This window comes from Erwinia sp. TECH1, from assembly GCF_054057575.1.
The window spans coordinates 2,274,126-2,300,948 of sequence record NZ_JBSRZK010000001.1 but is presented as its reverse complement, the minus strand read 5'-3'; the positions used below and the strand labels follow the sequence as shown (position 1 = coordinate 2,300,948).

General features: G+C 52.3%; 25 protein-coding genes and 1 pseudogene. 11 read left to right on the top strand and 15 right to left on the bottom strand.

From position 1 onward, the window contains the following. The first annotated feature begins 105 nt into the window (after nt 1-105). On the top strand, nt 106-1,188 hold the full coding sequence (locus ACVWZ0_RS10805) for a mechanosensitive ion channel family protein (protein ID WP_253454289.1): 1,083 nt from the start codon (nt 106-108) through the stop codon (nt 1,186-1,188). A 160-nt stretch (nt 1,189-1,348) separates the two neighbouring features. On the opposite strand, the gene ACVWZ0_RS10800 is transcribed toward ACVWZ0_RS10805, so the two are convergent. After that, nucleotides 1,349-2,608: a sensor domain-containing diguanylate cyclase gene (locus tag ACVWZ0_RS10800; protein WP_253454290.1), complete on the bottom strand. Its 1,260-nt coding sequence runs from the start codon at nt 2,606-2,608 to the stop codon at nt 1,349-1,351. Nucleotides 2,609-3,031: 423 nt separating this feature from the next. Between ACVWZ0_RS10800 and ACVWZ0_RS10795 the strand changes: the two genes are divergently transcribed. Both ACVWZ0_RS10795 and ACVWZ0_RS10790 read left to right on the top strand, forming a co-directional pair. Then, nucleotides 3,032-3,511, top strand: coding sequence for a glutathione peroxidase (locus ACVWZ0_RS10795; RefSeq protein WP_253454291.1), 480 nt, complete (start codon nt 3,032-3,034; stop codon nt 3,509-3,511). A 334-nt stretch (nt 3,512-3,845) separates the two neighbouring features. Then, entirely contained in the window at nt 3,846-4,310 is a 465-nt protein-coding gene (locus ACVWZ0_RS10790) for a hypothetical protein (protein ID WP_253454292.1), read from the top strand. 201 nt (nt 4,311-4,511) lie between these two features. On the opposite strand, the gene ACVWZ0_RS10785 is transcribed toward ACVWZ0_RS10790, so the two are convergent. Continuing rightward, the gene (locus ACVWZ0_RS10785) at nt 4,512-5,582 is read right to left on the bottom strand and encodes a LacI family DNA-binding transcriptional regulator (RefSeq protein ID WP_253454293.1); all 1,071 of its coding nucleotides are present in this window, start codon (nt 5,580-5,582) and stop codon (nt 4,512-4,514) included. Between the two features lie 204 nt (nt 5,583-5,786). Here ACVWZ0_RS10785 and ACVWZ0_RS10780 point away from each other — a divergent pair, with 204 nt between their 5' ends. From ACVWZ0_RS10780 to ACVWZ0_RS10770, 3 genes and pseudogenes are all read left to right on the top strand, one after another. Continuing rightward, a complete protein-coding gene (locus ACVWZ0_RS10780) occupies nt 5,787-8,894 on the top strand; it encodes a beta-galactosidase (RefSeq protein ID WP_253454294.1) in 3,108 nt (1,035 codons plus the stop codon). A 54-nt stretch (nt 8,895-8,948) separates the two neighbouring features. Then, nucleotides 8,949-10,215, top strand: a pseudogene (locus ACVWZ0_RS10775) (oligosaccharide MFS transporter). 200 nt (nt 10,216-10,415) lie between these two features. Next, entirely contained in the window at nt 10,416-11,414 is a 999-nt protein-coding gene (locus ACVWZ0_RS10770; protein WP_253454296.1) for an aldo/keto reductase, read from the top strand. An 80-nt stretch (nt 11,415-11,494) separates the two neighbouring features. Here the strand turns inward: ACVWZ0_RS10770 and ACVWZ0_RS10765 are convergent, their stop codons facing one another. The 8 genes from ACVWZ0_RS10765 to ACVWZ0_RS10730 are packed head-to-tail and all read right to left on the bottom strand — an operon-like array spanning nt 11,495 to nt 17,421. After that, nucleotides 11,495-12,670 (bottom strand): acetyl-CoA C-acetyltransferase, encoded by a 1,176-nt coding sequence (locus ACVWZ0_RS10765; RefSeq protein WP_253454297.1) that lies wholly within the window; start codon nt 12,668-12,670, stop codon nt 11,495-11,497. After that, entirely contained in the window at nt 12,667-13,080 is a 414-nt protein-coding gene (locus ACVWZ0_RS10760) for a carboxymuconolactone decarboxylase family protein (protein ID WP_253454298.1), read from the bottom strand. The genes ACVWZ0_RS10765 and ACVWZ0_RS10760 overlap by 4 nt, the downstream gene beginning before the upstream one ends. Further along, nucleotides 13,064-14,287: an MFS transporter gene (locus ACVWZ0_RS10755; protein WP_253454299.1), complete on the bottom strand. Its 1,224-nt coding sequence runs from the start codon at nt 14,285-14,287 to the stop codon at nt 13,064-13,066. The genes ACVWZ0_RS10760 and ACVWZ0_RS10755 overlap by 17 nt, the downstream gene beginning before the upstream one ends. 22 nt (nt 14,288-14,309) lie before the next feature. Then, complete coding sequence (locus ACVWZ0_RS10750; RefSeq protein ID WP_367399481.1) at nt 14,310-14,978, bottom strand: HAD family hydrolase; 669 nt, start codon at nt 14,976-14,978, stop codon at nt 14,310-14,312. Continuing rightward, on the bottom strand, nt 14,965-15,189 hold the full coding sequence (locus tag ACVWZ0_RS10745; RefSeq protein ID WP_253454301.1) for a tautomerase family protein: 225 nt from the start codon (nt 15,187-15,189) through the stop codon (nt 14,965-14,967). Before ACVWZ0_RS10745 ends, ACVWZ0_RS10750 begins: the two co-directional genes overlap by 14 nt. A 7-nt stretch (nt 15,190-15,196) precedes the next feature. Next, entirely contained in the window at nt 15,197-16,030 is an 834-nt protein-coding gene (locus ACVWZ0_RS10740; RefSeq protein WP_253454302.1) for a hypothetical protein, read from the bottom strand. Further along, complete coding sequence (locus ACVWZ0_RS10735) at nt 16,023-16,799, bottom strand: AfsA-related hotdog domain-containing protein (RefSeq protein ID WP_253454303.1); 777 nt, start codon at nt 16,797-16,799, stop codon at nt 16,023-16,025. Before ACVWZ0_RS10735 ends, ACVWZ0_RS10740 begins: the two co-directional genes overlap by 8 nt. Before the next feature lie 16 nt (nt 16,800-16,815). Next, the gene (locus ACVWZ0_RS10730) at nt 16,816-17,421 is read right to left on the bottom strand and encodes a hypothetical protein (RefSeq protein WP_253454304.1); all 606 of its coding nucleotides are present in this window, start codon (nt 17,419-17,421) and stop codon (nt 16,816-16,818) included. A gap of 190 nt (nt 17,422-17,611) precedes the next feature. Here ACVWZ0_RS10730 and ACVWZ0_RS10725 point away from each other — a divergent pair, with 190 nt between their 5' ends. Together ACVWZ0_RS10725 and ACVWZ0_RS10720 are read left to right on the top strand one after the other, a co-directional pair. Continuing rightward, nucleotides 17,612-18,538 carry a LysR family transcriptional regulator gene (locus tag ACVWZ0_RS10725; RefSeq protein WP_253454305.1) on the top strand — a complete coding sequence of 309 codons (927 nt, stop codon included), beginning with the start codon at nt 17,612-17,614 and terminating at the stop codon, nt 18,536-18,538. A 358-nt stretch (nt 18,539-18,896) separates the two neighbouring features. After that, nucleotides 18,897-19,787, top strand: a complete 891-nt coding sequence (locus tag ACVWZ0_RS10720) for an oxidoreductase (protein WP_253454306.1) — start codon at nt 18,897-18,899, stop codon at nt 19,785-19,787. A gap of 278 nt (nt 19,788-20,065) precedes the next feature. Here the strand turns inward: ACVWZ0_RS10720 and eco are convergent, their stop codons facing one another. Beyond that, nucleotides 20,066-20,578 (bottom strand): serine protease inhibitor ecotin, encoded by a 513-nt coding sequence (gene eco / locus ACVWZ0_RS10715; RefSeq protein WP_253454307.1) that lies wholly within the window; start codon nt 20,576-20,578, stop codon nt 20,066-20,068. Between the two features lie 324 nt (nt 20,579-20,902). Here eco and ACVWZ0_RS10710 point away from each other — a divergent pair, with 324 nt between their 5' ends. Then, nucleotides 20,903-21,799, top strand: a complete 897-nt coding sequence (locus tag ACVWZ0_RS10710; RefSeq protein ID WP_253454308.1) for a polysaccharide lyase family 7 protein — start codon at nt 20,903-20,905, stop codon at nt 21,797-21,799. 260 nt (nt 21,800-22,059) lie between these two features. Here ACVWZ0_RS10710 and ACVWZ0_RS10705 read toward each other — a convergent pair whose 3' ends face one another. Next, complete coding sequence (locus ACVWZ0_RS10705) at nt 22,060-22,455, bottom strand: YgiW/YdeI family stress tolerance OB fold protein (protein WP_253454309.1); 396 nt, start codon at nt 22,453-22,455, stop codon at nt 22,060-22,062. A 453-nt stretch (nt 22,456-22,908) separates the two neighbouring features. Between ACVWZ0_RS10705 and ACVWZ0_RS10700 the strand changes: the two genes are divergently transcribed. After that, a complete protein-coding gene (locus ACVWZ0_RS10700; protein ID WP_253454310.1) occupies nt 22,909-23,403 on the top strand; it encodes a GlcG/HbpS family heme-binding protein in 495 nt (164 codons plus the stop codon). 191 nt (nt 23,404-23,594) lie between these two features. On the opposite strand, the gene yajD is transcribed toward ACVWZ0_RS10700, so the two are convergent. From yajD to ACVWZ0_RS10685, 3 genes are all read right to left on the bottom strand, one after another. Then, nucleotides 23,595-23,942 carry an HNH nuclease YajD gene (yajD, locus tag ACVWZ0_RS10695; protein WP_253454311.1) on the bottom strand — a complete coding sequence of 116 codons (348 nt, stop codon included), beginning with the start codon at nt 23,940-23,942 and terminating at the stop codon, nt 23,595-23,597. Between the two features lie 135 nt (nt 23,943-24,077). After that, the gene (locus ACVWZ0_RS10690) at nt 24,078-24,638 is read right to left on the bottom strand and encodes a YtfJ family protein (protein ID WP_253454312.1); all 561 of its coding nucleotides are present in this window, start codon (nt 24,636-24,638) and stop codon (nt 24,078-24,080) included. 96 nt (nt 24,639-24,734) lie between these two features. Next, nucleotides 24,735-25,607 (bottom strand): LysR family transcriptional regulator, encoded by an 873-nt coding sequence (locus ACVWZ0_RS10685; RefSeq protein WP_253454313.1) that lies wholly within the window; start codon nt 25,605-25,607, stop codon nt 24,735-24,737. Nucleotides 25,608-25,709: 102 nt separating this feature from the next. Between ACVWZ0_RS10685 and ACVWZ0_RS10680 the strand changes: the two genes are divergently transcribed. Then, complete coding sequence (locus ACVWZ0_RS10680) at nt 25,710-26,798, top strand: NADH:flavin oxidoreductase (RefSeq protein WP_253454314.1); 1,089 nt, start codon at nt 25,710-25,712, stop codon at nt 26,796-26,798. Nucleotides 26,799-26,823 lie beyond the last annotated feature (25 nt).

Below are 26,823 nucleotides of genomic sequence, written 5' to 3'. Positions count from 1 at the left end.
TCTGCGTAAACCATTTACGCTGCAGATAACCGTGAAGACAGCGGTTACTGGATGTTTATGACTTCGCTGACAGCCTGTGGTTGTTGCTGGATATAAGGGAAAAGAATGCCATTACTATTCGATGAGTTATCTGGCGCGCCATCGTGGGTGCCTGCTTTATTGCTCGTCACGCTCTCTTTCGCTGCGGGGGCCGTTGCGCGATTTATCATTCTCAGGTTCATCCGCTACTGGCAGAATCGTGACAGGAAATTATTTAAATCCCTTGAAAAGCATCTTCGCGGATCAATTTTTCTTTTCATCCCGCTGATGTTAATCAACGTCGGGCTTAATTATATTAATATTCACCCGCACTATCTTGATCTTATTACAACGATTATTAATACCTTCATTATACTTTCGCTTTGTTCTATCCTGATTCGTTTGACTAATGTCGTGCAGGATATGCTTTTTATCCGCTATGACATTAATCTTTCTAACAATCTTCGTGCCCGTAAAATCCGTACGCAGATAATATATGTAAAAAAGGTCGCTATCGTCCTGCTCGTGACGCTGTGTGTTTCACTGATCCTGCTCAGCTTCCCCGGCGTGCGAAAATTCGGCACCACAATTCTGGCCGGTGCCGGGGTGGCCGGAATAATAATTGGCTTTGCCCTGCAAAAGTCGCTCGTTAACCTGTTTGCCGGTATTCAGATAGCCTTCACCCAACCGATTAAAATTGATGATGCTGTAGTGGTTGAAAAAGAATGGGGCTGGATTGAGGAGATAAACCTGACGTATGTGGTGGTGCGTATCTGGGATCTGCGCCGGCTGGTTCTGCCCATCACCTACTTTACAGAAAACGCCTTCCAGAACTGGACGCGTAATAACGCCCAAATATTAGGCACCGTTTTCCTTTACCTTGACTACTCCATGCCGTTAGAACCTCTGCGTCAGCATTTCGAAAAAATCCTCAGTGAAACAAAGCTCTGGGATCAGGAAACTCAGGTGCTGCAGGTAACGGATACTGATGACAGAACCATGACCATCAGATTATTGATGACGGCACAAAACTCCCCCATGGCCTTTGATTTACGCTGCCACGTGCGGGAAAAGATGATTGAGTTTATTCAGCAAAACTATCCGCAGTGCCTGCCTAAAACCAGGGCTACACTGGCCGATCCGCTGCTTGACGGCCCGGGAAGTCGATAACTAATCGCGTTTTTTTCTGAACACAGAGAGTGGGACGTACAGTGCCCGTCAGGGCGCGGCACAAGCATTCGGGCAGCTGTGCTTCCGCTTCTAGCTTTCAGGCGCCGGCTTTATGCCAGGCAGACACCACAAGAGATCGCAAAACAGAGCCAACGCTATGCTAATGACGTAACGGCTGCGCCGCAGGCTCGAAAAACTGATATGACCCATCCTGTCGTGCTTTCGCCTGGTACATCGCTTTATCGGCATTTTCAAACAGCATGTTGGCCGATGCCGCCCCGAACCGTGCGAGGCTAATGCCAACAGACGCCCCAATGCGTACTTCTGTGCTATTGATAGCAAATGGCTCTTTCAGGCTGTTAATAATGCGCCGGGCGATGGCAGATGCCGCCTTGCGGTTGGTACACTTCGCGGCTACCACAAACTCATCCCCGCCCAGACGCGCCACCGCATCGCCAGGGCGCATACAGCGTCGTAGCCGCTCGCTTACCAGCTGTAGCAAAACATCCCCTACTGCGTGCCCCATCGAATCATTGACCGCCTTGAACCCGTTCAAATCGATAAACAGGACGGTGGTATAGGCCAGATCTTTTCCCTGCGCAAGCATGTGGCTCACCCGGTCGTTGATCCAGGCCCGATTAGGCAACCCGGTTAACGTGTCGCGGGTGGCCAGTTTTTCGAGCTTGCGGATCCGCTCTTTATCATGAGTAATATCCCGCGAAACCAGCACGGCACCGATGTTCTTGCCGGTGGAAGGGTCGCTGACGCCGCAGGCCTTGGTGCCAAGCGTAATGTAGTGACCGTCGCGATGCCGCTTACGCACCTCGACCACATCCGACCGCACGCCACCGTTGAAAAGGAATACCAGTGCATCCGTAGCGGATGCCCGATCATCGGGGTGCAGGAAATCCACCACCGGTTGACCTTTCATCTCATCGGCTGACCAACCGATCATTTTGCTGTAAGAAGGCGAGATTGAAACGTACCTGCCGTCTGCGTCGCAATGGGCGATCAGGTCAGTGCTGTTTTCAATTAACAGACGGTATTCCGCCGCCGTGCGCAGCGCTTCCTCCAGGGCTTTGCGCTGCCCGGTTATATCAAAAATGAAGCCGCTATATTGCAGGCAAGGAACATTGGGTGGACAGTCAGGCAGGCCTGAAACAATCACACAGCGTGTCGTGCCATCCAGACAACGGATTGGCACTTCGATATGAAAAGGCGTGACGCATTCCAACGCCGCAGTCAGTTGCAGCGCGATCTGCGCATCATCATCAGCCTGTGCGAGCCTCAGCCATGCACTTAGCGTTACGCCTTCCAGTGTGGGTATAAGGCCAGCAGGGCTTTCCTGACTGGTGATGCAAATGCCCTGGGCGTCTGTGGACCAAACGGCGGAAAGAGTAGGTTTGATCACAGTGTTCATGGTGGTCGGGTCCGTTGTTGGCTGATGCCGCAGTTTCTACGGTGCCATTTCACCTGCCGGAGCGGGAAATTATCTATGGCAAAACTCAAGGGTCAGAAGCAGTAGACTGCGTTTATCGGCCAATTCGCCCATAACCTTTAATGAATATTGCTTGATTAAACGGCTGTACAGCCTGCAACTGTCGCGTTATGCCTGAATTATACAATGCGTAGGGATTTTCGACTTTTCCCGGCATCGTTACGTTATGTAAGGCAGCCTTGACGTAGAGCAGCTATGCCCGCGTCTCGCTCATCGCTGCCCTTGCTGCTGACACAGGCAGCTTTGCGTCAGCAGCTGATGTGAAAAATATGCCATTCTGCTCGACGGGCAACTATCCTGTCTTACACAAGCCATCTGCAATATGAGTATTCTGAGGATGTCGACATGACCACGTTTTACCAACTTACCGCCACCAGCCTGAGTGGCCAGCCGATCCCTATGGCCGACTACGCTGGCAAGCTGGTGCTCGTGGTCAATACCGCCAGCCATTGTGGCTTTACGCCACAGTACGCGGGCCTTGAATCGCTCTATAAGCGGTACGCCGCCCAAGGGCTGGTGGTGCTGGGTTTTCCCTGCAATCAGTTTGGTAAGCAGGAACCCGGCAGTGCTGACGACATCGCGCAGACCTGCCACATCAACTATGGCGTGAGCTTTCCGATGTTTGAGAAAGTGGCGGTCAACGGCGCCCTGGCGCACCCGGTGTTTCGTTACCTGAAAGCCGAATTGCCCGGCGTGCTGGGTGGGCGAATCAAATGGAACTTTACTAAGTTCCTGATCGGACGCGACGGCAAACCACTTAAGCGTTTTGCACCGATCTCTACCCCAGAGAAAATGGAAGCCGCGATCCTTGCTGCACTGGAATAAGCGCTTCAGTTAAATTATAAAGGCTGTGCGGCAGCCTTTATAAGGTAGCGTAGCGATAATAGAAATGATGAGAGCACTGCGTTATTGACTTGTGTGCTGCGCTTGATGGGAAGGTTTGGGCAGGTGCCAACAGACTGGATTAATTGACTGTTGACTGTACGTTTGATGATGGATGTGCACTTTGTGGCAGAAGCGGATATACAAAAATCCGTTGGGTAATAATGACTGATAGCCCCCCAGAGCCCGGAGATATCAGCCTAAAAATTTGCGCACAGATATTAATGAAAGTTAAAGTTGCACATAATGTTTATGGGCAGCAACCAGGAATTAACTTATGGCACGTCGAAGTGAATTAAAAGGTATAGTGAATGCGCTTAATGGGAGCTTTGTTAGCAGAAACAACGACTTTAAAGGATACTGGTCTATAGGCCAGCTTAAATCGTTAGCTCTGGACAATTGCCTTTCCTCAATGATTTTTCCTCTTATTCTGTCTAAAACTACCCCCACATATAATCTGCAAAGTTACATTGTGCATCGCTACGCCAACATGCTCAAAAACCTACTAACCAAACAGAAAATACCTGGCTTTTGGGTAAGTAAGGCTGTCATAAAGATCGACTTTATAGCTAATGCCGAACAGGCAAAGTTATATGAATACACCACCTCAGGCGAACTTTTCCAATGCACCTGTCAGATAACTGATGATACTGGTCATGATTACGAATCCCTAATTTATGGGCGTTGCTTGCCGCATTCTGTTGTGCGAGAGTTAAAATCGACTCGTAAATTCACCGTGTAGTTGATCACTTCAACGTCCTCTCCTCGCGCACTAAGCATTATGCAATAATGCCTGGCTGCGGGCATCGCCGTGCAACGTTAATCTATAAAATCACGACATTACTCACGACGCTATATGAGGTAGTAACCTGAGCAGGCGCTTGTTACTGCCGCAACCGGCCAATACGCCTTTCTGCTGCAAGGCTAAATAGACGCGGAAAATTCACAACCTTTCCACCAGCGTTTTTAATTGGGCAATCACTGCCCCCTTCTCATCCTCGTTTTCTCCGCCGCAGGGCCAGGTTGACTGCCGGACAATCAAACGCGTCGGCAGCAGCTCACGGATGCGCATCTGCGGTGCGGCCATCTTCTGAACTAACAGCTCAACGGCTTTTTTCCCTAACTTATCGAAATCCTGCGCAACGGTTGTTAACGGCGGCTGGAAATAGAGGCTGTCCGCCGTATCGTCATAGCCGGTAACGGAAACCGCCCTGCTGCCGGTGCGATTAAGCTGTGCCAGCGCGCTCAGCACCCCGAGCGCCATTTGATCGTTCGCGACAACGATCGCGCTAATGCGCGGCTGCTGATGCAACAGCTCAAAGGCTTTGTGCCAGCCGCTGGCCGCACTCCAGTCGCCAAAAACCGTTACCGCGTTGCTCACCCCAAGCCGGTGCAAGGCTTCGCGCCAGCTGCTCAACCGCATCCGCGCCGAGACGGAACTCTCTGGCCCGGCAAGCAGACCGAACTCCCGATGCCCCAGCGTCCAGAGATGGTTGACGCAGGCGCCGCAGCCGTCCAGATGATTAAACCGCACCGAGCAGACATCGGTTTCCGGCGAGATATCTAAAAAGAGACAGCTAATATCCGGGTTCTCACTGACCAACTTTTCCGCCAGGCTGCTTTCCAGGGGAAGATTGATGATGGCGCCACGGATATTCTGTGCGCGAAACTCATGCAAACGTGCCTGAAGAGAAGCGTAATCGGCCGTTACCGGCATCGCGATAGCAACCTCCAGCTGATGCGCGCCCGCGTGACTTTTTATCGCGGCGGCGATTTGCGAAGGAGCATGCAGCGTTAACGACGCGGTAATCAACCCGATCGACGGCGCCGATTTCCCCGCCAGCAACTGTGCCGAACGGTTAGGCACGTAGTGCAACGCCTGCATGGCGTGGATGACTTTGTCACGGGTTCGTTCAGAAACCACATCAGGCCTGTTCAGCACACGCGAAACCGTCTGTTGTGATACACCGGCCTCACGAGCCACATCTTCCAGAGTTGCCATACGCCGCTGCATCTTCTTTTCCTCTGTCCTCTGCCCTGAATGTCTTACGCTAACATTTATTGTCTAAAATACGACAAAAAATGGCTGTTTCTATCCTGTTTCGTGATCGCCAATGAGTTTCAATCTCAGCAATATTGCGGCTACTAACAAAATATCTGATAACACACTCCATCTTGTCTGGCGAATGACATTTACTTTTAGCTATCAGGTAGACCTATGCGCAATCACGACGGCCATGCCCCCCACAGCGTTTCGTTTCATGACGTGCTTGCACGTGAAGACTGGCAAAACCAGACCATTACGCACCTGAACCGTTTACCGGCCCATGCGCCTTTCTCCAGCTGGCGCGATCTTCGCGCGGCAAGGGAAAATCAGACCTCATCACACCGCCGTCAGCTGGATGGCCAGTGGCAATTCACTTATGCGCGCAGCCCGTTTGAGGTGGACGCCAGCTGGCTGGAAAGCGATCTGGCGGAGAGCCGTCCTACGCCCGTGCCTTCGAACTGGCAAATGGAGGGTTACGACGCGCCAATCTATACCAACGTGCGCTATCCCATCGACACCACGCCGCCGCGCGTGCCGGAAGAGAACCCGACCGGCTGCTACTCGCTGACGTTTATAGTGGAGGAGAGCTGGCGGGACGAAGGTGAAACGCAGATTATCTTCGACGGTGTAAATTCTGCCTTCCATCTTTGGTGCAATGGCAAATGGATCGGTTACTCGCAGGACAGTCGCCTGCCTGCGGCCTTCGATCTCAGCGCCGCGCTTCAGCCGGGCGAGAACCGCCTTTGCGTTATGGTGATGCGCTGGAGCGCGGGCACCTGGCTTGAAGATCAGGATATGTGGCGGATGAGCGGCATCTTCCGTTCAGTATGGTTGCTGAATAAGCCGTCGCTGCACCTGAGCGATGTTCAGCTTACGCCGCAGCTTGATGCGCTTTATCGCGACGCTGAGCTGGAGGTGAATGTCACCGTTGCTGCTCCGGAACGGCTGCTTGAAAAACTGACGGTCAACGTGGAGCTGTGGCATGACGCGCAGCGGGTCGCCAGCCACCAGCAGCAGCCCGGCTCGCCAGCCATTGACGAGCGAGGCAACTATGCGGAACGCGCCATGATGCGCGTTCCCGTGGAGCGTCCGGCCCTGTGGAGCGCGGAAACGCCGAACTGCTATCGGGCCGTCGTCTCGCTGTGGCACGGCGATGAGCTGATCGAGGCCGAGGCCTGGGATATTGGTTTTCGCCGGGTTGAAATCGACAATGGCCTGCTGAAGCTGAACGGTAAACCGCTGTTGATCCGTGGCGTTAACCGTCACGAGCATCACCCTCAGCGCGGCCAGGTCGTTACAGAAGAGGATATGGTGCAGGACATTCTGCTGATGAAGCAGAACAATTTTAACGCCGTTCGCTGCTCGCACTATCCCAACGCGCCGCGCTGGTATGAACTCTGTAACCGCTATGGCCTGTACGTGGTCGACGAGGCCAATATCGAAACCCACGGCATGGTGCCGATGAATCGTCTTTCCGACGATCCGGCCTGGCTGCCGGCCTGGAGCGCCCGCGTCACGCGGATGGTGCAAAGCAATCGCCACCACCCGTCGATCGTTATCTGGTCGCTGGGCAATGAATCCGGCGGCGGCAGCAATCACGAAGCCATGTATCACTGGCTCAAGCGTAACGATCCGTCACGCCCGGTGCAGTATGAAGGCGGCGGCGCGGACAGCACGACCACCGATATTATCTGCCCGATGTACGCCCGCGTGGAAAACGATCAGCTCATTCCAGCGGTGCCGAAATGGGGCATTAAAAAGTGGATCGGTCTGCCCGGCGAGCAGCGCCCGCTAATCCTTTGTGAATACGCTCATGCCATGGGCAACAGCCTGGGCAACTATGCCGACTACTGGCAGGCGTTTCGTGATTACCCACGCCTGCAGGGCGGCTTTGTCTGGGACTGGGCCGATCAGGCGATTAGCAAAACCTTTGACGACGGCAGCATCGGCTGGGCCTACGGCGGTGATTTTGGCGATAAGCCCAACGATCGCCAGTTCTGCATGAACGGGCTGGTGTTCCCTGACCGCCGCCCTCACCCGTCATTAATTGAGGCCAAACACGCGCAGCAATACTTCCAGTTTGCCCTGCTGTCGCAACATCCGCTGCGCATCAGCATTGTCAGCGAGTATCTGTTCCGTCCGACGGATAACGAGGAGCTGCACTGGCAGGTTCAGGCAGCCGGTGAAACCATTAGCCAGGGCAGCACAACGCTTGCGCTGCGGCCTGAAGGCCAGAGCGAGCTGACGCTGCTGGAGGAACTGACGTTGCCCGCCGGGGCCGAAGAGGTCTGGCTGACGCTGGAGGTTATCCAGCCGCAGGCCACCGCCTGGTCCGCTGCCGGGCATCGCGTTGCCTGCCAGCAGTTTGTGCTCGCCGCCCCATTGGTGTTGCATGCGCCTCAGCCAGCAGGCGATGCGCCTGAGCTTGAACGCAGCGACAGCGCCTGGACGGTGCGCAGCGGCTTACAGCAGTGGGTGATTGACCGTCAAAGCGGACTGTTGACGCACTGGCAGATGGATGGCGTGGAGCAGCTATTGACCCCGCTGCGTGACCAGTTCGTGCGCGCGCCGTTGGATAACGATATTGGCGTAAGCGAAGTGGAGCGTATCGATCCCAACGCCTGGGTTGAACGCTGGAAGAGCGCTGGCCTGTACGACCTCACCGCTCGCTGCGTACAGTGTGACGCGCAGCGTCTGGCCCATGAGGTGGTGATCGACAGCTGCTGGCACTACCTGAGCGGGGACGAGGTGGTGATTATCAGCCATTGGCGGATGACTTTTGATGCGCAGGGCAAGCTGCATCTGGCCATTGACGGCGAACGTGCCGCCACCCTGCCGCCGCTGCCGCGCGTCGGGCTGACTTTTCAGGTGCCGGATCAGAATAAACCGGTTTCATGGCTGGGATTCGGCCCGCATGAGAACTACCCGGATCGGCGTACCAGCGCCTGCTTCTCTCGCTGGGAACTGCCGCTGGAGGAGATGAGCACGCCGTACATTTTCCCGACCGAAAACGGACTGCGCTGCGACACCCAAGCCCTGGACTGGGGGCGCTGGCATGTGGCGGGCGATTTTCACTTCTCCGTACAGCCCTACAGCACCGCGCAATTAATGAAGACCGATCACTGGCACCGGATGCAGCCGGAAAACGGCGTCTGGATAACCCTTGACGGCCAGCATATGGGCGTTGGCGGCGATGACTCCTGGACGCCCAGCGTATTGCAGCAGTGGCTGTTGCTTGAAACGAAATGGCACTACCAGTTAACGATGCATTTCCAATAATAATCGGGGGCGCAGGCCCCCGGCTTATCGGTATAACCAGATGGAAAAGTCGCCATGAAACTCTCTGCACTCGCTCCAAGAGAACGCCATAATTTTATTTACTTTATGCTGTTCTTTTTCTTTTACTATTTCATTATGTCCGCGTATTTCCCGTTTTTCCCGGTCTGGCTGGCGGAAGTTAACCATCTGACCAAAACAGAAACGGGGATTGTTTTTTCCTCTATTTCACTGTTTTCGATTGTCTTCCAACCGGTATTTGGGCTGATTTCCGATAAGCTGGGGTTACGTAAACACCTGTTGTGGACAATCACGGTCTTACTGGTGTTGTTTGCGCCCTTCTTTATTTTTGTTTTGTCGCCTCTGCTGCAAATGAATATTTTCGTCGGCGCGCTGGCTGGCGGTATCTATTTGGGGGCCGTTTTCTCCAGTGGCTCCGGAGCGGTAGAAGCCTATATTGAACGCGTCAGCCGCGCTAACCGTTTCGAGTATGGCAAAGTTCGCGTTTCCGGCTGTATCGGCTGGGCGCTGTGTGCCTCCATCACCGGCATTCTTTTTGGCATAGATCCTAATATTACTTTCTGGATCGCCTCCGGTTTTGCCCTGGTGCTTGGCGTACTGCTCTGGGTGTCACGCCCGGAAGGCAGTAACAGCGAGCGGGTTATCGAGGCACTGGGCGCCAACCGCCAGGCCTTCTCGCTGCGCACCGCCGCCGAGCTGCTGCGGATGCCGCGCTTCTGGGGTTTTATTGTTTACGTGGTTGGCGTCGCCAGCGTCTATGACGTTTTCGACCAGCAGTTCGCCAATTTTTTCAAAGGCTTTTTCTCCAGCCCACAACGCGGCACCGAAGTGTTTGGCTTCGTGACTACCGGTGGAGAATTGCTCAACGCCTTGATTATGTTCTTCGCCCCCGCCATTGTGAACCGCATTGGCGCGAAGAATGCCCTGCTGATCGCAGGCGTTATTATGTCGGCACGTATTCTGGGGTCGTCTTTTGCTTCATCGGCCGTGGAAGTTGTTATCTTAAAAATGCTGCATATGTTTGAACTGCCGTTCCTGCTGGTGGGCACATTTTAAATATATTTCCTCCGCATTTAACCCAAAGCTTTCGGCAACGTTGTTCCTGATAGGCTTTAATTTATCGAAACAGCTCTCGGGCGTGGTGCTGTCGGCATGGGTAGGCCGGATGTATGACACCGTTGGTTTCCATCAGGCTTACCTTGTGCTGGGCTGTCTCACCTTAAGCTTTACCGTCCTTTCCCTGTTTACGCTGAAAGGAAGTAAAACCCTGCTCCCCTCCACCAGCTATAACAGCGCCGCCTGATAATAAACGCCCGTGTTGTTTAACGGGCTTTTAACTTGTCGATCCGAATAAAGACAGAATCAGATTATGAGAATTTAACTGCAGTGGCTAACCCGCCATGTGGTTCTTCTGACCTGATACTTTTTTTGTATAACCAAAATAACAATTCATTAACCGCAATCAAGGTGGAACAATTAAAAAATTCAGAAAAAGGAGAGATTATGTATACCCGAAATTTATCCCAGGATTTTACAGTCAGCGCTGTCGGCTATGGGGCCATGGGCCTGAGCGAATTTTATGGTCAGACAGATGACAAGGCTTCTCTACAGCTGCTCTATAACCTTATTGACCTGAATATTACGTTAATTGATACCGCTAACCTGTACGGGCGAGGCCACAATGAACGACTTATTGGTCACTTTCTTGCCGGGCTCGATAAGGCCACACGCCAGCAGTTTAAAATTGCCACAAAGTGCGGGATCGATCGCTCCCCTGACGAATCTTATGCCCGCACCATTAACAATCAACCCAATTATATTACCCGCTGCTGTAATGAATCCCTTAAAAGGCTTGGCATTGAGCGGATCGATCTGTTTTATCTTCACAGGGTCAGTCAGGCTACACCTGTTGAAGAGAGCATGGAATGCCTGAGCCGTCTCGTCAAAGAAGGTAAGATTAACCATATTGGACTCTGCGAGGTTTCCGCTTTAACCCTGCGCCGCGCCCATGCTGTACATCCTCTCACAGCCCTGCAGACGGAATATTCATTGTGGACACGCGATATTGAAGATGAAATTCTCCCGGCAGTGAAAGAGCTGGGTATTGGTCTGGTTCCTTATTCTCCGCTGGGCAGAGGCTTTCTGACCGGGAAATACCGTAAAAACAGCGATTTTGCGGAAGGTGATTTCCGTAAAAATAATGCGCGATTTATTCAGTCCAGCCTCGATCATAACGCCCAGCTTCTTGACGTTATGCAGCCGCTTGCTGAAAAATACAGCTGCACCACAGGTCAGATTGCGCTAGCCTGGCTGCTCGCGCAGTACGATAAGCTGGTACCGATTCCCGGCACCAGGCACATCAATTATCTGACCGAAAATGCGCTCGCGGCCGACATCGTTCTGGACAACTCAGATATTGCCTTGCTGAACAATATTCACCAGCGTATTGAGATCAAAGGCGAACGGTATTCAGAGGAAGGCATGAAAGGCGTTAACGCCTGAAATCAGCCCTTATAATCAAAAAACCGGATCATCCCGGTTTTTTGTTCTTAACCAGCGCAGCTGCTGTAGAGCTGATATTTTTAGCGATAAACGCTCAGCGCTACGCCTTCACCACCGCCCACACACAGTGCCGCAACGCCGCGCTTATTATTACTACGCACCAGGCTATGCACGAGCGTCACCAGGATACGGCATCCTGAGGCCCCGATAGCATGCCCGAGCGCGATTGCACCGCCGTGCGGATTGACACAATCAGGTGAAATACCCGTCCGGCTCATCACTGCCAGCACCTGGGCTGCAAAGGCTTCATTGGATTCAAGATGTTCAACGTCTTCAGGTTTCCAGCCCGAGCGTGAAAGACAGTCTGCGATAGCCTGTATCGGTGCTGCGCCCATTAATGCCGGTTTAATTCCTGAGTTAGCAAACACGCCCAGAGAGGCGAGAACCGGTAGCCCTCTTGCCGTCGCCGTATTTCGGGTACAGAGGAGGACAGCGGCGGCGCCATCGTTAAGTGAAGAAGCATTACCTGCTGTCACCGTTCCGCCCTTTCTGAAAACAGGTTTCAGCTGCATCAGTTTTTCAATGCTGGTTTTGCGGGGGCCTTCATCCGTATCCACTTTCAGGGTTTCGCCTTTTCTGTTCTGCCATTCTACAGGAACGATTTCACGTTCGAAAATCCCCTGTTTCTGAGCACCCATTGCTTTAATATGAGATAAAAAGGCGTATTCATCCTGCATTTCGCGACTGATATTGAACTTCTCCGCAACGTTCTCGGCGGTTACTCCCATATGATTATTGTCGAAAGCATCCCAGAGCCCATCAGACATCAGGGTGTCTTTCATATAACTGTCTCCCAGCCGTGTCCCGGTGCGCGAAGACATCAGAATATGTGGTGCGCTGGACATGCTTTCCTGACCGCCGGCAATAACAAATTCTGCTTCACCAGTCTGCAACGCCTGCATACCCAGGTGAACCGACTTAAGACCTGATCCGCAGACCTTGTTAATAGTCAGGCATTGCGTTGTAACAGGCAGTCCGGCATTCAGTGCGGCCTGACGTGCTGGATTCTGGCCGCAGCCAGCCGTCAGGGCCTGCCCCATAATGACCTGAGAAATTTCACCAATTTTCACGTCCAGGTCTTCAAGAAGCGCACGAATGACGCGGCTCCCAAGTTCGGCGGCGGAATGATCCGACAGGGAGCCCAGGAACGTGCCCGTTGCCGTGCGTTTTGCAGAAACAATGACAACTTCGCTCATGAGTTTTCCTCTTTCAGGCCGGGCAAAGTATGGCCTGTCGCCGCCATAGCAGCGCGGTAGGCCGTCAAACCGTTCATACAGGCCGGTACGCCGGCATAGACGGCCATCTGTATCACAATTTCGAGTAGCTCTTCAGGGCTGACGCCAGTGTTAAGCGCGGCTCTCATGTGTAACTCAAGCTGCGGCATAGCGTTACCCAGCGTCACAAGCGATGCAACGGTCAGCATTTCCCTTGTTCTAAGTTCCAGACCGGGGCGGCCAACCACAGCGCCAAAAGCGTAATCGGTGATCAAAGCCGGTAAGGTGGCGTCAAGTTCATTCAGTCGTCCGGTGACTTTATCGGCAAGACCGGGCTCAAGGCGGTTCATAATGTCTCTGCCATAATGTGTCAGATTACTTATTTGACTCATAAGGTTTCTCCATGATGGTTAGTGCTGACGTAGCGCGCGTTGGGATTGCGGCTACGAGTAAGACAGAAAACCCGATAGCTGCACCTGCTACGATATAAAGTAGCTGGATTGAAAAAGCGGATATCATCCAGGCACCGGCAGACGCTCCGACACCAATGGCGATATTGAAAAATGATACGTAAACTGCAGAAGCCGGAAAGGTTCTGTCTTCTGCCAGTCGTAAAACCCATGTCTGGAAGCCCACAAAGATCCCAGAAACAGCTACGCCCCAAATGGCCATTGCGGTAAAGACAGCGGTGCCTGAAAGTGCCGCACCGGATAAACCTAAAGATATCAGTACTGCGCAGATAAGCAGGACCGACGCCGATACCGTTAACTTGAGATATTTATCAATCAACATCCCGGTCAGAAAATTACCGGTAAGACCTGCTATACCATACACAAACAGAACAACCGGGATTATTGATGTTGTAAGAGAATGCTGAGTGTGCAGCCATGGTTCGATGTAGGTAAAAGCGGCAAAGTGCGCGGTTACTGCCAGTAAAGTGGCAGAGTAAATTTTCCGCAGTATGGGGCATTTCAGCACGCTTTTTAGCGCCTCCAGACCGAGAGTACTTTTGCTGGTTATCTGCGGAACAAGTACGGTGATACCGGCAAAAGCAATCACGCTGAGTACAGCCATCAGCCAGAACGCCTGTCTCCAGCCGAAGTGACTACCGATATAATTTGATAGCGGCACGCCAAACACGCTGGCTGCAGAGACGCCACCAAAAACGATAGAGGTTGCGGCACCTATGTATCTGACCGGCACGATAGCAACTGCCGTAGCCCCGATCATCGCCCAGAATGCACCATGAGCAAGCGCACCCAGTACGCGTGCTGCAAGCAGTACCGTATATGTGTTCACCATAGCGGCAAGGACGTTAGACAGAAAAAGCACGACCGTGAGCGTGAGTAAAAGCCGTTTTTTGGCAAAATTGCCCAGAAAGACCGACGCACAAAGCGCGCTCAGTGCACCTACCCAGGCATAAAGCGAAACCGTCATGCCAACAGCTGATTCAGAGGAACGGAGCCCTTCTGCAATGGGCGTCAGCAGGCCAACGGGAGCCAGCTCTGTCGTGACGATCGTAAAAGTTGAAAGAGCCAGAATAAACAGGGCAAGCCATGACCTTAAGGACATAGTCTGCGGGGATATTTCTGCCTTCATATTTTCCTACCTCTGGGGTGGTTTAAATAACTGGCCAATGCTGGTTTATCGCATATTTGGCAAGCGCCGTAGATTTCCCTACACAAACGGGGTGGCCGACAGATTCAAGCATGGGGATATCTGAGAGATCATCTCCATAGGCATAGCAGTCAGCAGGACTTATTTTTTTGTGACTGCAAAATTGAATAAGCACGTCCTTCTTTCCGCAACCAATAGTCTGCGGCATACCTATTTCGCCTGTAAGCGTTCCTACATCAGTAATTACCAATGGAGCGCAGAGGATATCTTTTACACCAAGATATATTGCAACAGGAGAAAGAATGGGACGCATCGAACCAGATATAAAAACGGCATCCGTATTCTCAGCCTGATGTTTTCTCAGAGCCCTAACTGCACTGTCTATAAAAAAACCTGACTCAAAATTAACCCTGAACCATTTTTCGCCGGCTTCTTCCAGTTTTTTATAACTAACACCCACAAAATTTCGATAATAATCTCTATTGAGTTGCTCGCGAGATGTTCCTTTTTTTACTTGATCGCGAAAATGTTCCATATAGTTTTCGAATTTATCGTAGCCATTATTCTCACAACACCAGAACTCATAAAAATTAAACATGCTTTTAATATTTATAAGCGTCTCATCGACATCAAAAAAAGCGACTAACTTTTTGCAAGGCTTACTCCTCGTAATTTTCCCTTCGACTTTTTACCTTGAAATCTTTATGGTTGCCGGGTACACCTGCATCAGACCAGCGAGATGGCTGTACCTCGGAAATAACAACGGAGATTTTATCCAGAGGTGCTCCGGTATTTTTATGCACTGCAAATGTGATATCTTCCTGCAGTCTGATAATTTCAATTTCATCTTTCGCAGGCCAGGTGGTGACATGAATAAATGGCATTTTTACCTCATTTTAATGTAATTAACTCATCGAAAGAGCGACTTTTCAATTTTAAGTGTGCATGGATGTCTCCACCCAGACCATAAAGTCCTACAGCGCCCCCGTAGCTCTGACGGGAACTCATATAAAGGACGACGACATTAATAACCCGATTACCATTCCGTTCGTGTGCTGGAAAGGGGTCTGGTAATTCCGCCCAATAATCTCCATTACCGTTGTGATCGGTGATAAATACGTTAGGTACGCCCAGAGGTCCCGGTCGACTTGGATTTTCTGTCGCTAAATCTTTCTCACGAAGGCTCATTACGGTATAAATACTATCGGGAACAAGATGGCGAAATGAAAACCTAAACATGGCGCGCGTGCGATCTTCCGAAAGCAATATTTCAAAAATGCCCTCAGCACGTATCCAGTCTGCAAGAGTGACAGGCCGAATCTGACGTTTTCCATCACTGCTACGGTAATCAGCTATATAGCCTTCATGCAGGGGCAGGCTTGGTCGGCTTTCGGTGTTTGCCTGCGGTCGCTGCTCTGGCGCAAACGACATGCCATAATTATTTAATGGGATGGGGAGAGGAAGAGTATGCAGCATGACATCCTTTAGCTCTTCCTGTGGCATGTCATCTATGTCACACAATATTTTGTAGGGTGCAGTGGCCCCGAATACAGGAAGAGGACTATCAGCTGCGACAATCACACTACGCCATTCCAGCCCATTCTCTCCCGGAACCATGCCAACCACCACAAAATTGCCGTTACCGTCCATGACCTCCGCAGGGGGATACAGCGGTCCCTGCGTAGTAGCAACCAGACGGTATTTCTTAGTACTTAGCTCAGGCATGAGTGACCACGTGCGGCACGCCATGCTGTCCTGGGATTGCTGCCTGCATGGCAGCTTCAGCAAGCGACTTCTCTTTTTCACAAATCAATCCCGAAGGATATACGGTGAACGATACATCCATAGTCGTGCAAAGCGTCTGATGCTGAGTTACACGAACCTGTGCCTTAAAGCGTCCCCTGCGATCATTAATATCTTTCTGAAGGAATTCAAAATGGACCAGTGCCGGTAAAGGAAACAGAAAACTTGAAAAGGTAATTGTCATGCTGTTGATAATGTAATAACGTCCTGTTTCCTGCTTATAAATAAACTCTTCCGTTACGGCAATAAAAGCCTGGCGGCTTGCCTCTACCAGAAGCATCCCCTGAACATGCTGTCCTGTCTGATGATCGGCCATGATCTCACAGCGTTCATCAATCAACAGCGACATGACGAAAAGGTCACCGTTATGTTCAGTCTGTTCCGCTGAGCCTATAAGGACATTCTGCTCAAACCGCTTATGGCAATGTGTATTTTTTCTATCATTAACCATTTTTTCAAGAGCACATATTTTAATTTTATTTCCGTGAGCGGCGTTTCTGCCCTGATTTAAAATGACTTTCTCAGCGAAGTCTTTTCGTACACCCTGACCGATAATGATTTCATGCTCTTTATCAATTATATTGGAAGGAATTTGCGTCAGTAATTTAAGCTGAGAAATTGTCAAAACATCTTTGCCGTTGGCGAATTCATTAAATTTATCGCCTACAACAACCACTTTTTTAAAGTTCATCTATTATTCCTTATCGTCAACAGGCTCGGTAGATACGGGTGTAAAGACCTTCCTTGCCACCGGTAATGTAGTTATCGCCAGCTTGCTCGATGATTTTCTGGTAATCTTCATTAGCAAACACTTCCTTATAGGCTTCTTTGTCACCGTTAAACGATGAGATAAACATTACACCCGGTACGCCACTAATAAAGGAGCGAAATGCTTCAAAGCCTTCAATCTTATCTTTATTATCCCTTACGACATTAAAAATGGTTTCATCACGCCACTGCCGATATTTTTGATAATTATGCGCAGGAACTTCAACATGGCGCAGCTGAATATATTTTGTTTCGGGGAGGTCTTTTTTATTATCGAAAGGAGATTCAACAAACTTGAGAAGCTCCCTACGAATATCTGCAGAAAGAACGTCAGCAAAGCGATAAAACATTGACTCCATTTCTTCTTCTGTCCATGAGATTTCTTTAATATCTTTAAACGAACGGAGTTCCAGTAGTTCATTCACACCCTGCTCTTCACAAAGAAAATAGCGCGTACTTTTAGTGCTTTTTAATGATGAGAAAAAATCATCATAAATATTATTTTTTAACGGAAAGCGCGACACCAGCACATAGTTAGATGACATTCTTATCTCCCTGATGATGTTTGATTAATTTAGAGGGGAATCTAACAGCCTTTGACACAAATGGAATTGTTAAATGTGTAATATAGTTTTTGTATTGCTATAAGGCGCGTTTTTGTGATATGAGTTTCGTGTTATATCTGGCTGTATAAAAAGGGTGTAGAATAATTTTTTGACTGACAGGATGGAATCTATGGCCACTGCAGGACACCTAATCAACAACAACCTCCCCAGCGTTAAACAGCTCCAGTGCTTTCTTGCTGTTGCTCATGAGCTGAACTTTCGCAGGGCTGCCGAACGGCTCAAAATGACCCAGCCGCCGTTAACCCGACAGATTAAGCGCCTTGAAGCTGTACTGGACAGGCAGCTATTCAGCCGCAGTACACATGATGTCAGCCTGACGGAAGCTGGCCGTGCATTGGTAATAAAAGCAGAAAGGATCCTTCAGGAACTTAATGAACTGAAAACACATTCCCCTTCTTCGAAGGAGAGCCTGCGCATTGGCCTTACCCGAACGCTCAATTTTGAATTAATTGATCCCGTCAGCAAGCAGCTTATTAAACTGCATGCTAAAGACGACGTTGAAACGCCTAATCTGACATCTGCGCAGCTGCTTCAGTGCCTGTCGAAAAATACGCTTGACCTCGTGCTTACGGGCGAAAAAGGTATCGGTCATGAAGATACCGTCCAGTATCGCTGGGTTTGCCGTGAACCCCTACTGATGGCTATGCCAGCCATGCACTCAGCCAGTATGAAACAAAAAGTATCACTCGAAGACGTCAGTGATTTACCGCTCTTCTGGTTTGCAAGAAGCGCGAACCCATCATTTTACGACAAATGTGAAAGTTATTTTGATCTACTGAAAACTCCATTAAAAAGAGTGAAAGAGCCGGACGATTCACTCGTTATGCTCACTCACATCGCAAGAGGAAAAGGGTTTGCTCTGATGCCGCAGTCCAAATGCACCTTTAATCAGGAAGGGCTTTGCTACCGCGCGCTAACAGACTATGAATCGCAGAAATTGAACATCGATATTTATGCTGCAACCCGGCTAAACGATAAGCGGGAGACCGTACTAAATGCCCAGGATATACTATGTGATAATAATCTTGCCGACTGAAATAATATTCAGCCACCCCGAATTGAAGTTACAGGTAAGTTATTTCAAATAAAGCTTAGTTTATCGCGACTGCTCATATTGCGTACTCAACAATAACGGTTAAGTCATGGGTTAATCACCTTAAGCTTTACCGTCCTTTCCCTGTTTACGCTGAAAGGAAGTAAAACCCTGCTCCCCTCCACCAGCTATAACAGCGCCGCCTGATAATAAATGCCCGTGTTGTTTAACGGGCTTTTATTGATTTGGCGCTGGCTCGGGCGATCCATTTTCCGACAAAGCGCGTATGCTGAGAAAACCCTGGCGTGCGTAGCGATGGTAATCGGCGCGCCGATCGTTGACGAACAAGGGAGAAGATAAAATGGCTGACCGTCCTGGCATTGCCCTGCTTGGCCCTGGCGCTATCGGTACGACCCTCGCAGCGGTACTACATGAGGCAGACCGCACGCCAGTACTTTGCGGGCGCAGCGCGCATGCGCAATTAATTCTGCGTGATGATGAAAGAGAAACTGTCGTACCGGGGCCGGTATTAACTGATAGCGCCTCCGTCCATCAGCCGTTCGATTTGGTGTTCGTGGCGGTAAAAACTACTCAGGTAGCCGACTGTGCGGACTGGCTGGCCGCACTCTGTGATGAAAACACGGTGGTATGCGCATTGCAAAACGGCGTGGAACAGAAAACCCTTCTGGAGCCCTGGGTCAACGGTGCCACTGTAGTGCCTGCAGTAGTATGGTTCCCGGCCCAGCGAGAGCCGGATTTCTCCGTCTGGCTGCGAGCCAAACCGCGCCTGACGCTGCCGGATAGCCCACAGGCAAAAAGAGTAGCGGCCAGCCTGAGCGCAACCCGCTGCGTCGTTGATCTGTCTAGCGATTTTATTTCCATCGCCTGGCGTAAGCTGCTACAGAACGCGGTAGCCGGTCTGATGGTGCTTGCTAATCGTCGTGCCGGGATGTTCTCGCGCAGAGATATCACCGAGCTGGCGCTGGCTTATCTGCGTGAATGTCTGAAGGTAGCTCGCGCGGAAGGAGCTATTCTGAACGACAGCGTTCCCCAGGAAATTGTGGACGGTTTTCATCATGCTCCTGCGGATTTAGGCACCTCAATCCTTGCGGACCGACAGGCTAACCGCCCGCTGGAATGGGAAATCCGCAACGGCGTGATAATGCGCTATGGCCGCACCCATGGTATTCCTACGCCCATCAGCGACGTGCTGGTGCCGCTATTGGCAGCGGGAAGTGAGGGGCCGGGTTGAATTCGCTGCAAGATAAAACTGGGATCCTGGCCGGGCGGACGAGAAAAGGCTGAAACGGTTGTTATTCGTGATGCTGTCCGGCCCTGCTCCCGATCCGTGCTGCTGATTATGCTGCCTGTGCTGCCTGTGCTGCCTGTGCTGCCTGTGCTGCCTGTGCCAGACAGGCCGTTGTAATATCGTTCGGTGTTAATCAACGCCAGGCACCGACCGCTGGCAGAAGAAAAAGCGGCAAACGGTCGTGACATTATCTGGAGGAAGAGAGTTTACCCGTAAGTTAATTATCTCACTTCGGCAGCGTTGATTTTATCATCGGCTTTCCAGATACGATATTTAACCTCAATATTCTCTGGCGTATAAACCACGACGGGGAGTTTACTGTTATACCTCAACATGCCATCCGCTCCGAGGTTGGCGGGCACAAATTTCTTTTCCTTTTTACCTGCCGGGCAGGCCATTCTGGTCGAGATGTGCATTGCGCCGGAGTCTGGCGATTTCGCTGCCTCATAGACATAATAATCATAGCCCCAACCATCAACTGTCTTGCTCTGCAGCTGACCGAGGAGAAGATGCTGGTTACAGTCAACTTCCAGTGTCTGACCAATCATCAGTTCCACTTTATATAACTCTTCATGTTTACGTTCTGGCAGCTGTATTATTTGTCGGCTTATGCCTTTTTCCGGTTTGGGATAAGGGGCAAGATTATCTGAAGACTGTTGCTGAGCGAAAGCGCTGGCTGAAAGGCAACCGGCGGTTATCAGCAAACATACAGCCAGCGTAGGGGTTCTGATCATTCTATAAGTCCTTAGTAGTATTTAATCCAGATTAATTCATTACCATAAATTAATTTAATAGCATTAACTACTGCCATTCTATTAAAGACCAGTCTTTACTGTCACCTCCTGACGAATGATAGACGCTTAACCCCCGTAAAAAATAATTTACACGGCGTGATCCCAGGCGCGAGCGATGGGTGATTGCGCTCAAAACATCCCTGCCCTCAGAGCAAAAGAAGAAAGGGTGCTATATTCCGATAAGCGCTTAATTAACCTATTTCATTTATCCAAATAAGAAACAGCGTTTTTATCCCTCACGCATTTTGTTAACACGGAGTAAGCATGACTGAACCACTGGATACCCTGCTCAAACTGGATCTGACTACCCCTTTGAAAAAGCCCGGCGCCAGTACCGCCCGGACTTTCAAGTCCGCTGAGCTTGTCGAATCGGTGCTGGCCGATCTGGAAGCCAAAGGTCTGATCCGACGCGGCGCGGATTACTTCGACGTGATCGCACCTACAACTGGCGCCACTACCGGCTCCGTGAAGCGCACTCGCACCGAGTTCAAGTTCCCGGCGCCGATCTTCCTGAAGGACTACACCGAACTGCTCATCCGCCTGAAGGGCGAGCTGCTGGCCGTAAACTACGACGGTGACGTAGTAGTGCTGCAACTACACTGTGACGACGGCAATGACCCTACCATCAAGGGCTTCTACGACAATGGCGAGATCAAGGTAGGCGTGCGGGACTATGACGAAACCAAAGACCCCGACAAAGTCAAACTCGTCAACGTCGGCGCAACCCCGGCGCTTCTGGAGCTGGAATACCGCATCAGAGGGAACAAGCTCACCGTGGTTTGTGGACATGGCGAATCTGCCAGCCGTAAAGAGTTTACGCTCACTGCCGGACGATTAGCTCGCCCACACGTTCCGCATGTTGGCGTGTACAATCAGATCGACCAGGGCGCTGACACAGAACCTGCCGGCGACCGCTCCGCACTGCGCATCTATGAGTTCTATGTAGGCGAAGCGCCTGATGCGGCGCAGCCTGACCTGGCTCAACAGCTTGACGTCGAGCTGGACAAGCTGTTGCAGGACTACCGGAGCGGCGCGATCGCTCTGAGTGCTGCCAGGATCGTGCTGAACGATATCTCTACCCGCATCAAAGCGGTAGAAGACGCCGACGCCCGCTATGCCTTAAACGTCAAGACGGCCGCCGTTAAAGCCCAACTTAAGTAGAAAGCCGCCTGCGGCCGCGCGCTGCTTCTGTTTTGCGCCAGAAGCAGACGCCCGCGTCAGGGCGTAGCAGGCTTGCGTAGCGATCAGCCCTGAAAAGCGCGTTATGCCCTGTGCCTGCCGGTTATGCAGCTCCTCATACGTTATGACTGCGCCCTGCTCAAAAAGCAGGCGTCATAACTGGCTTGATACATTCCCGCTTTTATAAAGGAAAATGATGCCGACGCTATAAAGAAACGGGGGCGCCGGCTCTGTTGCGCCGTTCAGGGTTTTTCGATCCGGGTCACTTTCATAAAGGCGTTATCCGCTCTGCCATAAACGCGACCGCTGACGCGAACCTTGTCATCAGCCTGATAGGTTTTGCCGAGAAAAGCATCGGCAGAAGCCTGTAGCCGAACCTCGTCGCTGGCATCACGAAAAAGATAGCTGCCCGGTCTTTGCTCCTTGACAATATATCCCTCAAGCGTTGTGTAGCCGCCCTGTCTGAAATCCCGGATCAGGTTTGCTTTCGTGGCGCGCGTGTCCTCTGTGCCTTTCTGTGCCGCATCTTCCTTTTCAGGCGGCGGAGCCTTTTCTCCCGTCTTAAATCCGCCTTCAGCGGCCGCGACGCCGCTGCTTAGTGCGGCAAGCAAAGCCGTGAGCATCAATTTTTTCTTCATCTGTTCTCTCCATTCAGGTGGATGGTTTCATCTTAAACGTGAGTTCATCTGGCTTATCAGCACCGCTCAGCGTGCGATAAGGGCAAAACCGGGAAAGATCAACTGTAGCGCGGATATTTTATTCTGCAACTGATTGACTTATATACGCATTATGCGCAAACCCATTTTTAATGGTTAAAACGGCGTCTTCAGTTAACGGCAAACTGCGGGCGTTGCCGGTGTCCGCGTACCCTGCGCTCTCTTCTGCCGGGGCTTACGCCAGCACCAGCACCAGGCGGCCGCGGCGCGCCAGATGACAATATGGTCATCTTTCTGACAGGTAATGACGACAGCCACGCGGGTATAACAGCAGGGTGATTAATACAGGAGAATTAACATGAAAAGGTCTGTCGCTGCCCTGCCTCTCACTGCCAGTAAAAAACCGTTAAGCGGTATCGGGGGAGCTGAGCACAAATGAAACATTTTATGATTGCCCTTGCGCTCGCTACGACGCCAGGCATGGCTCTGGCTACCGGGCCAGCAGCCGTCTATGACATGACGCAGGAACTCAGCAGTAAGCTGGCCACGGAAGCGCTGTCCGTATGTCACGGTATGAATCGCCAGGGCGTGGTGGCCGTCGTGGATCGTGGCGGAAACCTGGTTTCGCTGATGAGAGATGATAACGTGGGGCCGCATAATACGCAGGCCGCCTGGCGCAAAGCCTTCACGGCGCTGTCTACCAAAACGCCAACAAAAGAGTTTACCCGTAAAGCTCAATCCTCGCCGGATACCGTTAACCTGAACACCGTTAACGAGCTATTGCTGCTGGGCGGCGGCGTACCGATTAAATATCGCGGCCAGTGGATTGGCGCTATCGGCATGGCGGGAACCGGCGGCGCCGAGTCCGACGATCGGTGTGGAACCGAAGCCATTAACAAAGTCATTGGCGAAAGCGAACAGCAAAAATAAAGTAAAGCGCGAGCAGCCAGCAACGGCGGGGGAAAAGTGCTGTCTTCCGTGGTTGCTGGCTATGGTGACTTGCGGGTGGCCGCGCGCCGGGCCTGCCCTGCTTAACTGCACTGCAACATCCGTTTATTGCGCAAAGCAGACCGGCGTCTCGCATAGCGGCTGCCCTGAGCAGGAAGCGGACATTTCTGGCGCTATTTCTTCTTGTTAAGCAGCGATTTTAAATCGGCGAAAGGGCTATAGGTGGCGGCGCCCACATCGTCTTGCGCGTCTTCCCCCGCCACAACGCTGGTACCGTACTGGTCAGCCTCAGTGTATTTTGAGTGTTCGTGATCGTGACAATACAGGCACAATAATTCCCAGTTGCTGCCGTCTGCCGGATTATTGGTATGGTCATGATCGATATGATGGACGGTGAGTTCACGCAGGTTTGAGTAAACAAACTCTCGCGAGCAGCGTCCACATACCCACGGGTAGATTTTTAATGCTTTCTCGCGGTAGCCGCTTTCCAGCCGCGCGTAGTTTTTGGGGATCAAAGCCATTGCCGATGTTACCTGTCATAAAAAGAGATTTATATTCGATGCAGGCAGGCTACCGCGCTTAACAGGCTACTTCAAGCTGTCTGTTGCGGCCGTTTTTCACTCTGCGCGAACGCTCTCAAAAGCGGGCAAGAAGGCTCAGGAAGTCTGCGGCTCCAGCAAACTTTTCAGCAGCGCTAACACCTGCTGGTTTTCGGCGGGCGTCAGTGCGCCCTCGCGGGCAAAACGCACCCGCCCTTCGCTGTCCAGCACCATGACTGCCGAGCCGCCCGCTTTTAGCTGCCAGGCTCGCCTGACCGCGCCGTTAGCATCAATAATAAACTGCGACCAGGGCGACGCCTCCTTTGCGGATTTCAGGCTGGCACGGACAAATACCGCGCTGCCCGGAATGGCGTCGTCGGTGTTAACAATGGTGGTGGTCTGGTAGCGATCGTGCGGCAGGTTCGCCTTGCTCAACGCGTCAATCAATGCGGCGTTCTGATCTTTAGCCGAAATTCTTCCGGCCATATGCAGCAGCACCCGTACTTTGCCACCAAGCTGGGCGCTGTTCCAGGGCCGTGCAGAAATTTGCTGCTGCTGCCAGATTAGCTCACCCTGTACGGCCACGCCGGCAGCGGGAACGCGCTGATTGATCACTATGTTGCTGGCCGATGCGCTGGCGGTGACGATCGTCAAAAGAGCAAACAGAACTGGCTTCATTTTTTCTCCGCAAAAAAGCGTATAAAGGGACAGATCGGCACGGCCTGCACCTGCGTTCTGTGACCTGCGATCCGGAACCTTAACCATAGTCCGTTCTCAGCCAAGCGATTGTTTTAACACCGCCAGAAAGGCGGTCACTCTGCGCGGCGTATAGCGCCGCGTCGGCAGCAGCGCCCAGACGGCCAGCGCGGGCATCGCCATATCCTCGAGCATCAGCGGCACCAGCTCGCCTCGCGCCGCTTCTTCCCGAATGTCCAGCGCGGTCAGCTGCGCAATGCCCGCCCCGGCCACGCACATTTCCCTCACGCCTTCCACGCTGCTACAGCTGAAACGGGCATCCGGCGTGTAGCTGACCGCGCCGCCCTGATTTTCAAACAGCCACCACGGCAGCGCGGACAGCCGCAGGCAGGCGTGGTTTTTCAGATCCGCCAGCTGCTTTGGTGCACCGTTACGCTGCAAATAGGCCGGAGAGGCGCAAAGGACTCTGGGGTTATCCGCCAGCCTGTGCGCCACCAGCCGGGAATCCCGCAGCGGCGCGATGCGGATGGCGATGTCATAGCCCTGCGCCACGATATCGACGGCATCTTCGCTTAAATTCAGCTCGACCTTCATTTGCGGATTAGCGGCCATCAGTTCAGGCAGCAGTGGCAAAACGTTGCGCCTGCCAAAGCCGGACGGCGCGGTCACGCGCAGCAGCCCGAAAGCGCCCGTCGCCCCGGCGCTGAACATATTTTTCGCCGTCTGCTCTGCTTCAACCATCGCCCGCGCATAGGGCAAAAACTCTTCGCCCTCGCTGGTCAACGAGACGGCGCGCGTGGTGCGTTGCAGCAGCCTGACGCCCAGCTCGCTTTCCAGCAGCGCCAGACGGCGGGAAACGGTCATGGCGGTCGATCCCAGCGTTCGGGCGGCCCTGGTCAGGTTGCCCACGGCTACGATCGCGCAGAAAACCTCAACGTCTTTCAGGTTCATTATAACGGTTTCCGTTATTCATCTAGTCAGTTTGCGGCGGTTCTGCCGTTGCATCGCGTTCATTATACTGGATCCTGTATTCATTTATCTTCAGGAACTATTATGCATCCTTTACTGTTTAAAGCGGGTCAGATCGCCCGCATCGCTTTTAAAAACCGGGCGCTCGTCGCGCCGATGACGCGTATCTCCGCTTCTGAAACGGGCGTGCCCGGCGAGATTGTACAGCGCTACTACGCCAGCTTCGCGCAGGGCGGCTTCGGCGGCGTCATCACCGAAGGCCTCTATATCGATAGCGCCTGGTCGCAGACCTATGCTTACCAGCCCGGCATCGTCAGCGACGAGCAGGTAGCCGGATGGCGCAAGGTTACGGATGCGGTAAAAGCAGCGGGTTCGGTGGTTATCGCTCAGCTGATCCACGGCGGTGCGCTTTCCCAGGCGAATATTCACCGCACCACCACCATCGGCCCGTCCGCTATCAAACCGCGCGGCCAGCAGCTGGCTTTTTATCACGGCAAAGGCGATTACGCCGTACCGGAAGCGATGACCGCACAGCAAATTGAGGAGGTCATCGCCAGCTTTGCCAACAGCGCGGAACGTGCCATCACGCGGGCCGGCTTCGACGGCGTGGAAATTCATGCCGCTAACGGCTACCTGCTCGATCAGTTTTTTACCGACTATCAGAATCAGCGTGAAGATGCCTGGGGCGGTTCGATCGAAAATCGCCTGCGCCTGACGCTGGAAGTTATCCGCGCGGTACGCAACAAAATTGGCCGCGAGGCGATGCTGGGCGTGCGTATTTCTCAGGGTAAGGTCAACGACTTCCAGCACAAATGGCAGGAAGGCGAAGCGGGCGCGCTAAAAGTATTTGCCCTGTTGCAGGAAGCGGGCGTCGATTATATCCATATCACCGAATACAAAGCCTGGCTGCCGGCATTTGAAAATAACGATCGCTCGCTGGTTGAGCTGGCACGCGTCGGCGCGCCGGATACGGTCATTATCGCCAACGGCGGGCTGGACGACGGCGAACGGGCTGAAGAGCAGCTGCTCGCTAATGCGGATTTTGTCGCCATTGGCAAGGCCGCGCTGGCTAACCACGACTGGCCGCAGCGCGTCCAGCAGGGCCAGGCGCTGCGCCCGCTGGCTGAAACGGTTCTGGCGCCCGTTGCCAATATCAAGGAAGACGAATACTAACGGCCGCCCTTTCCCATCAGGAAAG